A 13,571-nucleotide genomic window follows, 5' to 3' on the forward strand; every position below is an offset into this window, starting at 1 on the left:
CTTATATAGCGTTACGAGCCGGTCAGGAAGGTGACGGCTAACTGACAGGCTTGTCAGTTTTGTCCTGGCTTGCAGTCAGATGAATGGTCGTGCCAGATGAAACTGCCCTGCGCGCGGTGATATCGGGCAGGTATACTGCCGCCTTTCGCGGCTCGCCCTTCGGGCCCGACTTGCATGCATGACCCGGAGCCTCACATGACTTCCCCGACACCTTCGCCTGCGGATGAACTCCCCGGCGGCGAACAGGCCGATTTGTCCGACAGCGATGTTTCCTGCACCGAGGACGCCAAAGCGGCGATCCCTGCCTTCAAATTCCCGTTCAAACCCGGTGAACTGGCTGCGGCCAAGGGCGCCGGCCAGCAGCCGTGGTACAAGAACGGCGCGAAGAATGGCCATACCAAGACCCCGGGCGCCGCGCCTCCCGGCACGCGTCGTTCGATGGGCAAGCGCTGACATCATCCTTCACGCACGGGGGCGACTTCAGTTCGCGACCCGTGCGCCTGCCAGGCTTCCACTCAATTCGTAAGCCGCCAGCTCAGACTGGTGCGCCGCGAGGATTTCCGGCAGCGAGCCTCGCAGGTACTCGACCCAGGTCTTGATCTTCGCATCCAGGTATTGGCGCGACGGGTAGATGGCATAGAGGTTCAGTTCCTGGGAGCGGTAGTTGGGCATGACCCGCACCAGCGTGCCGTTGCGCAGGCCTTCGATGGCGGCGTACACCGGCAACACCCCCACGCCCATGCCGCTGGTGATCGCGGTTTTCATCGCATCGGCGGAATTCACCAGGAACGGTGAGCTATTGATGGTGACCATCTCCTGGCCTTCCGGGCCGTCGAACACCCATTTTTCCAGCGGAATGACCGGGCTGACCAGGCGCAGGCAGGCGTGGTTGAGCAGGTCGCCGGGTTTTTGCGGGCAGCCGCTGGCTTTCACATAGGCGGGCGATGCGCAGACGATGCTGTAGGTGATCCCCAGGCGCTGGGAGACGAAGCCCGAATCCGGCAACTCGCTGGCGAGCACGATGGAGACGTCGTAGCCCTCGTCAAGGATGTCCGGCACGCGGTTGGCCAGGGTCAGGTCGAAGGTCACATCCGGATGGGTCTTGCGATAACGGGCGATGGCGTCGATCACGAAATGCTGGCCGATGCCGGTCATCGTGTGGACCTTCAACTGCCCGGCCGGTCGGGCATGGGCGTCGCTGGCCTCGGCTTCCGCTTCTTCGACATAAGCCAGGATCTGCTCGCAACGCAACAAGTAGCGTTTACCTGCCTCGGTCAGGGCAATGCGGCGAGTGGTGCGGTTGAGCAGGCGGGTTTGCAGATGGGCTTCCAGGTTGGAAACCGCGCGCGAGATGTTGGCCGTCGTGGTGTCCAGTTGCGCGGCGGCAGCGGTGAAACTGCCAGCTTCGGCAACACAACTGAACGCGCGCATGTTTTGCAAGGTGTCCATGGAGGGCTCTCTTGGGAGGTGGCAAATTGTGACACGAAGTTACAGAGCAGCGGGACCCGACTAATGGATTATCGCGTTAACGGTAACAAAGATTCACAGAAAGGTCGGCTTATCGGCGGGGAGGGCGATGCCTAGAATTGCCACCAATCCTGGGTCACTGATTCCTGTGGGAGCGAGCTTGCTCGCGATGAGACCATCACATTCAACACCTGAAGTGAATGTTCGGACGCCATCGCGAGCAAGCTCGCTCCCACAAGTTTTGCGTAACAGGCCGCCATCCTCGTCGTCATGCTCCATCTCAGGAATTTTGCACAAGTGCCGCGTTGCATCAGCAGAGAGCTGAAGACTCTCAGTGTTTGGGTTCTGACATTAACCATCAGCGGGTGCATCGGGACAGGCGGGATTGGGCCGCAAAGCCAGGTACTGCCGGCCAATCAACTGGTCACCGATGCCGCCATCCGCGAGGCGGCTCGCGACGCCCGCTGGCCCACCCGTCAGTGGTGGCAAGCCTATGGTGATCGGCAGTTGGATCGCTGGGTCGACCTGGCCATGCAGGACAGCCCGAGCCTGGCCATGGCCGTCGCGCGGGTGCGCCAGGCGAAGGCCATGGCCGGGGTTGCCGAGGCTGCCGAGTCGCTGCAGATCAATGGCGAGGTGACCCTCAAGCGCCATAACTGGCCCACCGATCAGTTCTATGGCCCGGGCGAGCTGGCCGACACCACGACCTGGGACAACAATGCCGCCCTGGGCTTGAGCTACGCCCTGGACCTGTGGGGCCGCGAGCGCAATGCCAGCGAACGGGCGGTTGACCTGGCCCATGTCAGTGTCGCTGAGGCGCGCCAGGCGCAACTGGAACTGCAAAGCAACATCGTGCGTGCCTACATCCAGTTTTCGCTGCACTACGCCCAGCGCGATATCGTCGCCGCGACTCTCCACCAACAAGAGCAGATTCTCGACCTTGCGCAGAAACGCCTGGACGGCGGCATCGGCACCCATTTCGAAGTCAGCCAGGCCCAGGCACCAGTGCCCGAGAGCCATCGCCAACTCGACGCGCTGGACGAAGCCATCGCCTTGAGCCGTAATCAGTTGGCGGCCCTGGCCGGCAAGGGGCCGGGAGAGGGCGCACAATTGCAACGTCCGACCCTGGCCCTCGGCGCGCCCTTGAAGCTGCCGTCGGCCTTGCCCGCCGAACTGCTCGGCCAGCGTCCGGATGTGGTTGCCGGGCGTTGGCAAGTAGCTGCCCAGGCCCGGGGTATCGATGTGGCCCGGGCCGGCTTCTATCCCAATGTCGACCTGGTGGGTAGCCTCGGCTACATGGCCACTGGCGGTGGGGCGCTGGAGTTTTTGACGGGCAAGAAGCTCACCTACAACGTCGGGCCGGCGATCACGTTGCCGATCTTCGACGGCGGACGCTTGCGTTCACAGCTGGGCGAGGCGGCGGCCGGTTATGACATCGCCGTGGCGCACTACAACCAGACACTGGTGAACGCCCTCAAGGGCATTTCCGACCAACTGATCCGCCGCCAATCGATGGACAAGCAGCAGGCTTTCGCTGCCGAATCGGTGGCCGCAGCCCAGCGCACCTACGACATCGCAATGGTGGCGTTCCAGCGCGGGCTCACCGACTACCTCAACGTGCTCAACGCCCAAAGCCTGTTGTTCAAGCAGCAACAGGTGCAACAGCAAGTGCAGGCGGCGCGCTTGAGCGCCCATGCCGACCTGGTGACGGCGCTGGGTGGCGGGCTTGAGGCCGGCAACGACAGCCCTGACTTGAGCCATGCCCTGTGGCAAGGGAGCTTGCTCCCGCTGGACTGCGCGGCGGCCCCCTCAAGTGGGTGCTGCGCGCCCAAGCGGGAGCAAGCTCCCTCGCCACGATGCTGAGTCCTTTTCCTGTGACGTCTTTACTTGCCCCCGCACGCTGGTTGTACCGTCTTGAATGGCGCCGGGGTTTCTTCGACTGGGCCCGCAGCGACGGGGTGACCTGGGTCTATATCTTCAAGGTCCTGTTTGCCGCGTTCCTGACCTTGTGGTTGGCGATGCGCCTGGAGTTGCCGCAACCGCGCACGGCCATGATCACCGTGTTCATTGTCATGCAGCCCCAGAGCGGGCAGGTGTTCGCCAAGAGTTTCTACCGCTTCCTTGGCACCCTGGCCGGCTCGGCGGTGATGGTGGCGCTGATCGCCTTGTTTGCCCAGAACACCGAGCCGTTCCTCGCTTGCCTGGCGGCCTGGGTTGGCCTCTGTTCGGCAGGGGCGGCGCGATATCGCAATTTCCGGGCCTATGGTTTTGTGCTGGCCGGCTACACCGCGGCGATGATCGGCCTGCCGGCCCTGGCCCATCCGGAAGGCGCGTTCATGGCCGCGGTCTGGCGGGTGCTGGAGATTTCCCTGGGCATTCTCTGCTCCACCCTGGTCAGCGCCGCGATCCTGCCGCAAACCGCCAGTGCCGCCATGCGCAATGCCTTGTACCAGCGCTTTGGGGTATTTGCCCTGTTTGTCACCGATGGCCTGCGTGGGCGCAGCAAGCGCGAGACCTTCGAAGCGCGCAACGTGGGCTTCATTGCCGAGGCGGTGGGCCTGGAAAGCCTGCGCAGCGTGACCGTGTTCGAAGACCCGCACATGCGTCGGCGCAACGGCCGGCTCAGTCGCTTGAACAGCGAATTCATGGGCATCACCACCCGCTTCAACGCCTTGCACCAATTGCTGGAGCGCTTGCGCGGCAGCGCCGCGGATCATGTGGTAGACGCCATCAAGCCGGGCTTGCAAACGTTGGCCGAACTGCTCGACGGTTTCAGTGGCCGCGCCCTGACCGATGCCGATGCGGCCCGTCTGGCCGCGGCGCTGGCCGAGTACAAGGCCGAGCTGCCGGCCCAGGTGCGAAGGCTGCGGGCGCTGTTCCAGGAAACGGCGCCCAGTGATGGGCAGCAACTGGATTTCCATACCGCCTACGAGCTGCTTTATCGCTTCGTCGACGACTTGCACGGCTATGCCCTGACCCACGCCTCGCTGGCCGATCATCGCCACGAACGTGAGCGCTGGGACGAACCGTTCGTGCCGCAGACCAACTGGCTGGCCGCCACGGCATCGGGTGTTCGCGCCGCCTTCATCCTGTTGGTGCTGGGCAGTTACTGGGTCGCCACGGCCTGGCCGAGCGGCGCGACCATGACGATGATCGCCGCCGCCACCGTGGGCTTGTCGGCCGCGACGCCGAACCCTAAGCGCATGGCTTTCCAGATGGCCTGCGGCACGTTGTTCGGGGCGTTGATCGGCTTTGTCGAGATGTTCTTCGTCTTCCCGCTGATCGACGGCTTCCCTTTGCTCTGCGTGATGCTGGCGCCAGTGATCATGCTCGGTTCGTTCCTCAGCTCGCGGCCGAAATACGCCGGGGTCGGGCTGGGGCTGCTGATCTTTTTCAGCACCGGTTCGGTGCCGGACAACCTGACGGTCTACAACCCCTACGCCTTCATCAACGATTACATCGCGATGATCCTCGGCATGCTGGTGTGTGCCGCGGCCGGGGCAATCATCCTGCCGCCCAACAGTCGCTGGTTGTGGCGCCGGCTCGAGCAGGATTTGCGCGAGCAAGTGGTGTTTGCCATCAGTGGCAAGCTCAAGGGCCTGGCATCGAGCTTCGAAAGTGGTACCCGCGACTTGCTGCATCAGGCCTACGGGCTGGCGGCGGGGCAGCCGCGGGTGCAACGGGACTTGCTGCGCTGGATGTTCGTGGTGCTGGAGGTCGGCCACGCGATTATCGAGTTGCGCAAGGAACAGGCGATTTTACCGGTGCATCCGGCGTATGCCGAAAGCCAACCGTGGCGCCAGGCGATTCGTGTGATGGGGCGGGCGCTGGTGCGGCTGTTCCGCCAACCGAGCCAGAGCAATCTGGAACGTGCCCTGGTGGCGGTGGACCATGCCATCGGCCGCGTGCAGGCCACCGACGAACCCTTCGCCCCGCATTTCGACACCTCGGCCCTGCGCCGCGTGAAAAGCTACCTGCATTTTATCCGCACCTCGTTGCTCGACCCGCAATCGCCCTTGGCCGGCTATGCCATGCCGCATGCCATGCCGCCTGCCACACCGCTTCCCCAGGAACCTGAACATGCCCCGTGAGATCGCCTTCCATGGTGTGTACATGCCCACCATGACCTTGATGTTTTTCATCGCCGCCGGCCTGGCCTGGGCCTTGGACCGCTTCCTGTCGGGGCTGGACCTGTACCGCTTCTTCTGGCACCCGGCGTTGTTGCGCCTGAGTCTGTTTACCTGTCTGTTCGGCGCGCTGGCGCTGACGGTCTACCGTTGAGATCGATGCGATGAGAAAGTTTTTCAGCCTGCTGGCGACGCTGTTGGTTCTGGCCCTGGCGCTGTGGATCGGCCGTACGTTATGGGTCCATTACATGAACGAACCCTGGACCCGCGATGGGCGGATTCGGGCCGACATCATCAATGTGGCCGCCGATGTCAGTGGCGAGGTGGTCGAAGTGCTGGTGCGCGACAACCAATCGGTGAAAAAGGGCGACCTGTTGATGCGCATCGATCCTGAGCATTACCGCATCGCCGTGAAGCAGGCTCGTTCCCTGGTGGCGTCGCGCAAGGCCACTTGGGAGATGCGCAAGGTCAACGCCCATCGGCGTGCCGACCTGGACAGCCTGGTGATCTCCCGGGAAAACCGCGACGACGCCAGCAACATCGCCGACTCGGCCCTGGCCGATTACCAGCAGGCCCAGGCGCAATTGGAAGCCGCCGAGCTGAACCTGTCGCGCACCGAAGTCCGCGCGGCGGTGGACGGCTACGTCACCAACCTCAATGTGCACCGTGGCGACTACGCCCGCATCGGCGAGGCGAAGATGGCCGTGGTGGACATGAATTCGTTCTGGGTCTATGGCTTCTTCGAAGAGACCAAGTTGCCCAAGGTGCGGGTCGGCGATTCAGCGCAGTTGCAGTTGATGAGCGGTGAGATGCTCAAGGGGCATGTGGAAAGCATCTCCCGCGGCATCTACGATCGGGACAACCCCGAAAGCCGCGAACTGATCGCCGACGTGAACCCGACCTTCAACTGGGTTCGCCTGGCCCAGCGGGTGCCGGTGCGCATTCATCTCGATGAAGTACCCGACGGGGTGTTACTGGCGGCGGGGATGACTTGCACGGTGGTGGTCGAGCCACAAACCGAGCGCTGAGGCGACGGTGGCAGGGTGACAAAGAGGCTTGTCACCCCTATTCCTGTGGAAGCTGTGGGCATGAGTTCCATGTGCACCCAAATCCCTGTGGCGAGGGGATTTATCCCCGTTCGGCTGCGCAGCAGTCGTCATCTGACTGATGCGGTTTCGACTCGTACACCGTGTTGCCTGGTTTGGGGCTGCTTCGCAGCCCAGCGGGGATAAATCCCCTCGCCACAGGTGTTAACCATGTCCTCGGGACAAAGGTTTAAGCCTGTTATCCCTCCATCCCTTACAACGATCCACCCAACCCAAACCGCTTCATCAACCCCTTCTCCAGCAACCCCTTGGGCAGCCAGCTCGCCATCAACGGCAATGCCCGGCTGCCATTGCCCAGGCGCAGCAGGCGGGGCGGCCGGGGTTGTTGCACGGCCTTGAGCAGCCCGGCGGCGAACTCGCTGGCCGGGGTTGGTTTGTCCTGGGACGCCTTGGCCCGGGCGCGGATGCTGTCGCGCAGCGGCCACCAGGGCGATTGTTCGCTGATCAGCTGTTCGGCTTCGTGGCCGGCATTCTTGGCGAAGCTGGAGGCGATGGCGCCGGGTTGGACTTCCATCACGCGGATGCCGAACGGCGCCAGTTCCATGCGCAAGGCATCGCTCAAGGCATGCACCGCGGCCTTCGAGGCGCAGTAGGCCCCGGCAAACGGCGTGACCAGCACCCCGGAAACGCTGCCGATGTTCACCACCAGCCCCTTGGCCCGACGCAACACCGGGAACAGCGCGCGGGTGACCCCGACGATGGCGAACACGTTGGTTTCGAACTGACGCTGCATGGCCGGCACGCCACCGTCCAGGAGAGGGCCCATGGCGCCGTAGCCGGCATTGTTGACCAGCACATCCAGGCCGCCATGCTGCTGGTTGATCCGTTCGTTGAGTTGTTCCAGGGCCTGGCCGTCGTTGACGTCCAGTTGCACCGCGGTGAACCCGGCAGCGCTGAGCGTCGCTACGTCTTCAACCTTGCGCGCCGTGGCCCAGACTTGATAACCCGCAGTCTTGAAGGCGTCGGCGAGGGCGCGGCCAATGCCGCTGGAACATCCGGTAATCAGCGCAACAGGCATGGCGCATTCCTTGTGCAAAAAGTGGGGGGAGCAATCAGTTGGAAAAGCTGCCGTGCAATCGCTCGGCGCGAAACTCCAGGGTCTGCGGGCGATAACCCGGACGCAGGGGCGGCAGGGGCAGGCAGTCTTGCCAGTCAGCGCCGGCCTGCAATTGGCCGGGGCCCCGGTAGCGCGGTGCGTCGTAGGGGGTGTCGGCCAGGTTGATGGTGTCGCCAGGCGCATAGGCCGCGACCTGCCAGCGCAGTTCGATCAGCGGCACGTCATTGGTGTTTTTCAGGTTCAGCGACAGTGGACGGTCGGCGGGGCATTGTCCGGGGGTATAGGTAATGCGCATTTCCAGGCGCTCCAACTGCCGGGTCTCGCGGTTTTCCTGCCAGAGCACCCACGCAGCGACCAGCCCGAGACCGATGAACGCCGCCAGGGAGACCGGCAAGGCCTTGGCCGGGTAGCGCAACAGCAGGATGAGCCAGGTGATGACCAGCAAGACGCCGATAAGCATGGTGGAAGCCTCCGTTACCGTAGGCACATCCTACCGAAGGGGGCGGGCAATGTTGAAGCAATGATGCCTGCCCATCACCGACTGCAAAAAAAAGCCCCCACCCAACTCACTGCGGATAGGGACGCAGTGGGCTGGATGGGGGCTTCTTGTACAGCTGATCGTTGTTGCTGGTTACTGTGCGATGGTCTTCACCGAGACGCCACGTTCGATCGGGGTGGAGCGACCGTAGATGTCTTCGAAACGCTCGATGTCGTCTTCGCCCAGGTAGCTGCCGGACTGCACTTCGATGATTTCCAGTGGGATCTTGCCCGGGTTGCGCAGGCGGTGGACCGACGCGATCGGGATGTAGGTCGACTGGTTTTCGCAGAGCAGGAACACGTTCTCGTCGCAGGTCACTTCGGCGGTGCCGCTGACCACGATCCAGTGTTCGGCACGGTGGTGGTGCATCTGCAGGGACAGGCACGCGCCCGGCTTGACCGAGATGTGCTTGACCTGGAAGCGACCGCCCATGTCCACCGAGTCATAGGAACCCCACGGACGATAGACCTCGCAGTGGTTCTGGGTCTCGGTGCGGCCCTGGGCGTTGAGGGTGTTGACCATCTGCTTGACGCCTTGGACCTTGTCCTTGTGGGCAATCATCATGGCGTCCTTGGTTTCGACCACCACGATGTTTTCCAGGCCGATCACCGACACCAGCTTGCCGTTGCCGTGGATCATGCAGTTGCGGCTGTCCTGGATCACCACGTCGCCCTTGGTGACGTTGCCGTTGGTGTCCTTTTCGTTGACTTCCCACAGCGACGCCCAGCAACCGACATCACTCCAACCGGCGGCCAGGGGAACCACGCAGGCGCGCTGGGTTTTTTCCATCACGGCGTAGTCGATGGAGTTGTCCGGGCAGCAGGCGAAGGTGGCTTCGTCGAAGGTAATGGTGTCGGCCGTCTGCTCACTGCGCTCCAGGGTCAGCAGGCAGGTGTCGTAGATGTCCGGATCGTGTTTTTTCAGCTCTTCGAGGAAGCGGCTGGCGCGGAACAGGAACATGCCGCTGTTCCAGAAATAACCGCCGGCCTCAAGGAACTCGGTGGCGCGCTTGGCGTCGGGTTTTTCGACGAAGTGCGAAACCCGGCTCACACCTTCAGGCAGCAGCGCATCGTTGGTCGACTTGATGTAGCCATAGCCGGTTTCCGGCTTGGTTGGCGGAACGCCGAACAGCACCATCTCGCCACGCTCGGCAGCCACGGTAGCGAGGGCCAGGGCGCGTTGCAGGGCCTTCTGGTCTTCGATCACGTGGTCGGCCGGCAGCACCAGCATCAGCTCGTCGCGACCTTCGTTGACCAGCATCATCGCGGTCAGCGCCACGGCCGGTGCGGTGTTACGCCCGAACGGTTCCATCAGGATGCGCTGGGCTTCAAGCTTACGGTTGCTCAACTGTTCGTTGACGATGAAGCGGTGGTCTTTGTTGCAGACCACGATCGGCGTGTCCATGCCTTCGAACACCAGGCGCTCGAGGGTCTGCTGGAACAGGGTGTGTTCACCGGTCAGGGCCAGGAACTGTTTAGGGAATTGCTTGCGCGAAAGCGGCCAAAGACGTGAGCCACTACCACCTGACAAGATCACCGGAATCATGTTTGTTACTCCTTGAAGCGAAATGGTTGTTAGAGCTACTGCGTTCTGTCGTTTCACTCTCTTGTTGTTGTTCCTGCGGCAGTGGCGAGCCTCAAGCTGCAAGTAAAAGCTTGCCGCTTGAAGCTAGAAGCTCGCCGCTGCTCTTATCGTGTCGACACCGGGCGTTTCACCCACACTGGCGACAGGCTGCTGCCTGAGCCTGTGACGTACAGCACGGCCGCTTCGCCGCGCTCCAGGGCCACGGGCTTGAGGTCGCCGACTTTCTTGTCGCCTTCGAACAGTGCCAGGGTCACTTTCACCGGGTTGATTTCACGCTCGCCACGGCCTTTGGCCGCGACGTTCGGCACCACTTCGGTCTTGCCATCGGCGGTCTTGAGGGTCAGGGCCTTGTCGGTGAGGTTCTGCACGCGGACCAGGGACTTCTGCTTGTTCTTGAACGGCGGTTCTTCGATCAACTGAGGCTGGCCGGTGGCGTTGTTGACCAGGGTGTAGTAGTGATCGGGGGCCAGTTTGACCGGGACGGTCTGGCTGCCGACCTTGGCGTTGTAGTCACCGCCCGGCATGAAGCTGAAGTCGCTGCTGGCCAGTGGGGCCACTTCGTTGAGGTTGGTGCTGCCGACGGTGGCGCTGACTTCGGCGTTGCTGGCGTTGTAGATACGTACGAAGCTCGAGCCTTTTGGCGCGACCGGACCGTACAGGGCCGAGTCACCGGCAAAGGCGGACAATGAGAGGGCGCTCATGCTGGCGACGAGGGCAACGGCCTTGAAGGAGCGAGCAGCGAGACGGCGAGGAGTAGTGTTGAAAGTCATGGTGGACCTCTCTTTCAGTTTTGCGCCCGGTCGGGCGTCTCGGATGGGGTGTTGGCGGCTACGTTCTGTTGGCGCGCGCCGGCTTGCTTGAGCTCTGCGACCCACTGTGGGTCGGCGTCGCCGATTTCGTTGTTCACGGGCAGATAACGTTCAGGGAACTCCCAGATCAGCACCTGTGGCGGGCTGTTCTTGAAGGCATCACTCTTGAGGTAGCTGAGCATCGGCAGGATCGGGCCATGGCCGTCCTCGGCGTAGTTGATGACGTCGCTGTGCAGGGCTTGCTTGAGTGCACCGACGAAGTTCCAGTTGGGGTTGGCGCTGTAGCTCGTGCCGATCAGGGCCACGGGCACCTGGGCGTCGGCGAACAGCGCGTCGTCGCCGGCTGGCTGGTCGTCGGCTTCGCGGGTGTTGCGCTTGACCAGCGGCTCCTGGGCGGGCATCAGGTTTTCGAACAGCGGGTCCAGGGGCAGGAACTGGCGCAGGTCGCCCTTGTGGGTGATTTTTTCCGCAGGCTCAGTGACGAAGCGCTGTGGTTCGCCATTGAGCGGCGCCTTCTCCGCGATGGCCTTGGCCAGGTTCTCGGCAGCGACCTGGGCACCTTCCGGGGTCCAGTGGGTGTCGGTGCGCAGGAACACTTGCTGGCCGCCTTGCTTGGCCTGTTGCAGCGGGCCGAGCAGGTCAGGCGCGAGGATCTTGTCGGCCGCCACGCGAGCATGGAAATCCTGGTAGAGATTGGCGTGAATGCTCGATGGCTTCACGTCACCCAGGTGCTCGGGGTACAGCCGCGCCTTGGCCGGCAGGATCGCCATGACCAGGGTGATGCCTTGTTCCTTGAGCTTCTGGCGCACGCCTTCGACCAGCGCGTAGTTGCCTTGCAGGTTCAGCTCTTCGTTGACGATCGGGTTGAACTCTTCGTCGCTGTACAGCCACTGGTCACGGCCCAGGACCACGCCCTTGCGGCCTTCATTGAACAGCTTGTAGTCCAGCGCCGCCCAGATGTTGGTGCCCAGGCGCTTGATCGGGAACTCGTCGTCGTAGTGCGTTTCCACGGCCTTGGCCCAGCGCCCGTTGAGCACGGTGGCGTCGGGGTTGGTGCTGAAGCCGAAGAAGCTGCGCATCGACCACAGGCCCAGCGCTGTCAGGATCAGCATGAACAGTGCGATGTAAAAGATGCGTAATGAGCGGGTCATGTTCAGATCCCTCAGAACTGGAAGTAAAGGAACGGCGAGAAGCTTTGCGCCGAGAGTTTGAGAATCGAAGCGATGAACAGCAGCAGCACCAGGGCGCGCATCACGTAGCGCGACCAGTCCACGGTCCAGTAGGCCGGTTGCACTTGGGCTTCGACACCCACGGTGTAGCCCGGCTCATGGATCGTCGATGGGTTGTCACCCGGTACGGCCTTGATCATCCCCGGTTGTGCGGTGGCCGGGCCGTTGGCCTCGGTATTGACCTCAGGCTTGGTCTTGACCGGCGGACGGTTGGTGTAGAAGTCCCGCAGGCCGAAGAAGGCGAGGGTGATGTAGGCCACCACCAGCGTGGCGATCTGCAGGCCGGTGAGGTTGGCGCGGGTCAGTTCCGACAGCGACCAGTCGCCGAAGCTGAACATGGCAGCGTACATGCGACCGGCCACGTGCAGGTTCTCGGCCCGGAAGATCACCCAGCCCATCACCACCAGCAGGAAGGTCAGCGCCCAGCGGATCGGGTTGATGCTGCGTGGCGTGGTGTTGATGCCCACCGCTTTCTCGATGGCCAGCCACATGCCGTGCCAGGCACCCCAGATCACGTAGGTGATGTTCGCGCCGTGCCACAGACCACCGAGCAGCATGGTCAGGAACAGGTTGCGATAGGTCATCAGCGTGCCTTTGCGGTTACCGCCCAAGGTGATGTAGAGGTAGTCGCGCAGCCAGGTGGACAGGCTGATGTGCCAGCGGCGCCAGAACTCGGTGATCGACTGGCTGATGTAGGGCTGCTTGAAGTTTTCCATGAAACGGAAACCCATCATCAGGCCCAGGCCGATGGCCATGTCGCTGTAGCCGGAGAAGTCGAAGTACAGCTGCGCGGTGTAGGCCAGGGCGCCGAGCCAGGCATCGCCCGTGGTCGGGTTCTGCAAGGCGAAGCAATGGTCGGCCACCACCGCCAGGGTGTCGGCGATGAACACTTTCTTGATGAAGCCTTGCATGAAGCGGGTGCAGCCTTCGGAGAACTTGTCCAGCGTGTGGGTACGGTTGTTGAACTGGTCGGCCAGGTCGCGGAAACGCAACACAGGGCCGGCGATCAGGTGCGGGAAAATCGCCACGAACGCTGCGAAGTCGATCAGGTTGCGGGTCGCCGGCGTGTCACCGCGATAGACGTCGATGATGTAGCTGATGGACTCGAAGATGTAGAACGAGATCCCGATCGGCAACAGCACATGGGTCAGGATGAACGGGTTGAGGCCAAAGCTGGTGATGATTGCGTTGAGGCTGTCCACGCCGAAGTTGGCGTACTTGAAGTAGCCCAGGATGGCCAAATCCACGCCCACGCCGAGCAACAGCCAGCGTTGGGCCGGTTTGGTCCGCACACCGGCGGCACCGACTTTCAGGCCGATCCAGTAGTTCCACAAGGTGACGCCGGCGAACAGCGCCAGGAAGTCCACCCGCCACCAGGCATAGAACACGTAGCTGGCGATCAGCAGCAGCAGGTTGCGATAGCGTTGCCCGCTCAAGTAGTACAAGCCGAGAAAGATCGGCAAGAACAGAAACAGGAACACATTGGATGAAAATACCATCCCGATCTCTCCATGTTGAATCAACAGTCAAGGGCCAGAGCCCCCCCAAACCCCCCCATGAAAACCGGGTGGTTGATTACATTTCCGACACTTACCTGTGGCGAGGGAGCTTGCTCCCGCTCGGCTGCGAAGCAGTCGCATCGTCAGGCTTGGGG

Annotated in this window: 12 protein-coding genes; 5 read left to right on the top strand and 7 right to left on the bottom strand. The window is 62.6% G+C overall.

From position 1 onward, the window contains the following. The first annotated feature begins 195 nt into the window (after nucleotides 1-195). Complete coding sequence (locus BM300_RS22820; RefSeq protein ID WP_063324496.1) at nucleotides 196-453, top strand: hypothetical protein; 258 nt, start codon at nucleotides 196-198, stop codon at nucleotides 451-453. Between the two features lie 27 nt (nucleotides 454-480). Here the strand turns inward: BM300_RS22820 and BM300_RS22825 are convergent, their stop codons facing one another. Next, nucleotides 481-1,449 carry a LysR family transcriptional regulator gene (locus tag BM300_RS22825; protein ID WP_003205334.1) on the bottom strand — a complete coding sequence of 323 codons (969 nt, stop codon included), beginning with the start codon at nucleotides 1,447-1,449 and terminating at the stop codon, nucleotides 481-483. 315 nt (nucleotides 1,450-1,764) lie between these two features. On the opposite strand from BM300_RS22825, the gene BM300_RS22830 reads away from it, so the two are divergent. Genes BM300_RS22830 through BM300_RS22845 form a run of 4 tightly spaced genes read left to right on the top strand, consistent with a single transcriptional unit; the run spans nucleotide 1,765 to nucleotide 6,622 of the window. Continuing rightward, entirely contained in the window at nucleotides 1,765-3,330 is a 1,566-nt protein-coding gene (locus BM300_RS22830) for an efflux transporter outer membrane subunit (RefSeq protein WP_170862095.1), read from the top strand. Nucleotides 3,331-3,341: 11 nt separating this feature from the next. After that, the gene (locus tag BM300_RS22835) at nucleotides 3,342-5,558 is read left to right on the top strand and encodes an FUSC family protein (protein WP_092464134.1); all 2,217 of its coding nucleotides are present in this window, start codon (nucleotides 3,342-3,344) and stop codon (nucleotides 5,556-5,558) included. Then, nucleotides 5,548-5,748, top strand: a complete 201-nt coding sequence (locus BM300_RS22840) for a DUF1656 domain-containing protein (protein ID WP_003205331.1) — start codon at nucleotides 5,548-5,550, stop codon at nucleotides 5,746-5,748. The genes BM300_RS22835 and BM300_RS22840 overlap by 11 nt, the downstream gene beginning before the upstream one ends. A gap of 10 nt (nucleotides 5,749-5,758) precedes the next feature. Beyond that, nucleotides 5,759-6,622: an efflux RND transporter periplasmic adaptor subunit gene (locus BM300_RS22845; protein ID WP_092464123.1), complete on the top strand. Its 864-nt coding sequence runs from the start codon at nucleotides 5,759-5,761 to the stop codon at nucleotides 6,620-6,622. A gap of 271 nt (nucleotides 6,623-6,893) precedes the next feature. Here BM300_RS22845 and BM300_RS22850 read toward each other — a convergent pair whose 3' ends face one another. The 6 genes from BM300_RS22850 to BM300_RS22875 form a co-directional block, all read right to left on the bottom strand. Then, on the bottom strand, nucleotides 6,894-7,718 hold the full coding sequence (locus tag BM300_RS22850; RefSeq protein ID WP_092345981.1) for an SDR family oxidoreductase: 825 nt from the start codon (nucleotides 7,716-7,718) through the stop codon (nucleotides 6,894-6,896). 34 nt (nucleotides 7,719-7,752) lie between these two features. Further along, nucleotides 7,753-8,217 carry a hypothetical protein gene (locus tag BM300_RS22855; protein WP_063324499.1) on the bottom strand — a complete coding sequence of 155 codons (465 nt, stop codon included), beginning with the start codon at nucleotides 8,215-8,217 and terminating at the stop codon, nucleotides 7,753-7,755. Nucleotides 8,218-8,388: 171 nt separating this feature from the next. Next, nucleotides 8,389-9,840: a mannose-1-phosphate guanylyltransferase/mannose-6-phosphate isomerase gene (locus BM300_RS22860; RefSeq protein ID WP_092146842.1), complete on the bottom strand. Its 1,452-nt coding sequence runs from the start codon at nucleotides 9,838-9,840 to the stop codon at nucleotides 8,389-8,391. 143 nt (nucleotides 9,841-9,983) lie between these two features. Continuing rightward, on the bottom strand, nucleotides 9,984-10,649 hold the full coding sequence (locus tag BM300_RS22865; RefSeq protein ID WP_092146844.1) for an alginate O-acetyltransferase AlgF: 666 nt from the start codon (nucleotides 10,647-10,649) through the stop codon (nucleotides 9,984-9,986). Nucleotides 10,650-10,663: 14 nt separating this feature from the next. After that, nucleotides 10,664-11,839, bottom strand: a complete 1,176-nt coding sequence (locus BM300_RS22870; RefSeq protein ID WP_092223674.1) for an alginate O-acetyltransferase — start codon at nucleotides 11,837-11,839, stop codon at nucleotides 10,664-10,666. An 11-nt stretch (nucleotides 11,840-11,850) separates the two neighbouring features. Continuing rightward, a complete protein-coding gene (locus tag BM300_RS22875; RefSeq protein WP_063324503.1) occupies nucleotides 11,851-13,416 on the bottom strand; it encodes an MBOAT family O-acyltransferase in 1,566 nt (521 codons plus the stop codon). Nucleotides 13,417-13,571: the final 155 nt, after the last annotated feature.

Source organism: Pseudomonas sp. NFACC46-3, from assembly GCF_900114515.1.
Lineage (GTDB): Bacteria > Pseudomonadota > Gammaproteobacteria > Pseudomonadales > Pseudomonadaceae > Aquipseudomonas > Aquipseudomonas fluorescens_Q.

What these genes read in the sequence shown, in the direction of transcription:
- BM300_RS22870 (WP_092223674.1), bottom strand. Translation starts at nt 11,839, where the DNA reads ATGACCCGCTCATTACGCATCTTTTACATCGCACTGTTCATGCTGATC.
- BM300_RS22820 (WP_063324496.1), top strand. Translation starts at nt 196, where the DNA reads ATGACTTCCCCGACACCTTCGCCTGCGGATGAACTCCCCGGCGGCGAA.
- BM300_RS22850 (WP_092345981.1), bottom strand. Translation starts at nt 7,718, where the DNA reads ATGCCTGTTGCGCTGATTACCGGATGTTCCAGCGGCATTGGCCGCGCC.
- BM300_RS22860 (WP_092146842.1), bottom strand. Translation starts at nt 9,840, where the DNA reads ATGATTCCGGTGATCTTGTCAGGTGGTAGTGGCTCACGTCTTTGGCCG.
- BM300_RS22875 (WP_063324503.1), bottom strand. Translation starts at nt 13,416, where the DNA reads ATGGTATTTTCATCCAATGTGTTCCTGTTTCTGTTCTTGCCGATCTTT.
- BM300_RS22845 (WP_092464123.1), top strand. Translation starts at nt 5,759, where the DNA reads ATGAGAAAGTTTTTCAGCCTGCTGGCGACGCTGTTGGTTCTGGCCCTG.
- BM300_RS22865 (WP_092146844.1), bottom strand. Translation starts at nt 10,649, where the DNA reads ATGACTTTCAACACTACTCCTCGCCGTCTCGCTGCTCGCTCCTTCAAG.
- BM300_RS22855 (WP_063324499.1), bottom strand. Translation starts at nt 8,217, where the DNA reads ATGCTTATCGGCGTCTTGCTGGTCATCACCTGGCTCATCCTGCTGTTG.
- BM300_RS22825 (WP_003205334.1), bottom strand. Translation starts at nt 1,449, where the DNA reads ATGGACACCTTGCAAAACATGCGCGCGTTCAGTTGTGTTGCCGAAGCT.
- BM300_RS22840 (WP_003205331.1), top strand. Translation starts at nt 5,548, where the DNA reads ATGCCCCGTGAGATCGCCTTCCATGGTGTGTACATGCCCACCATGACC.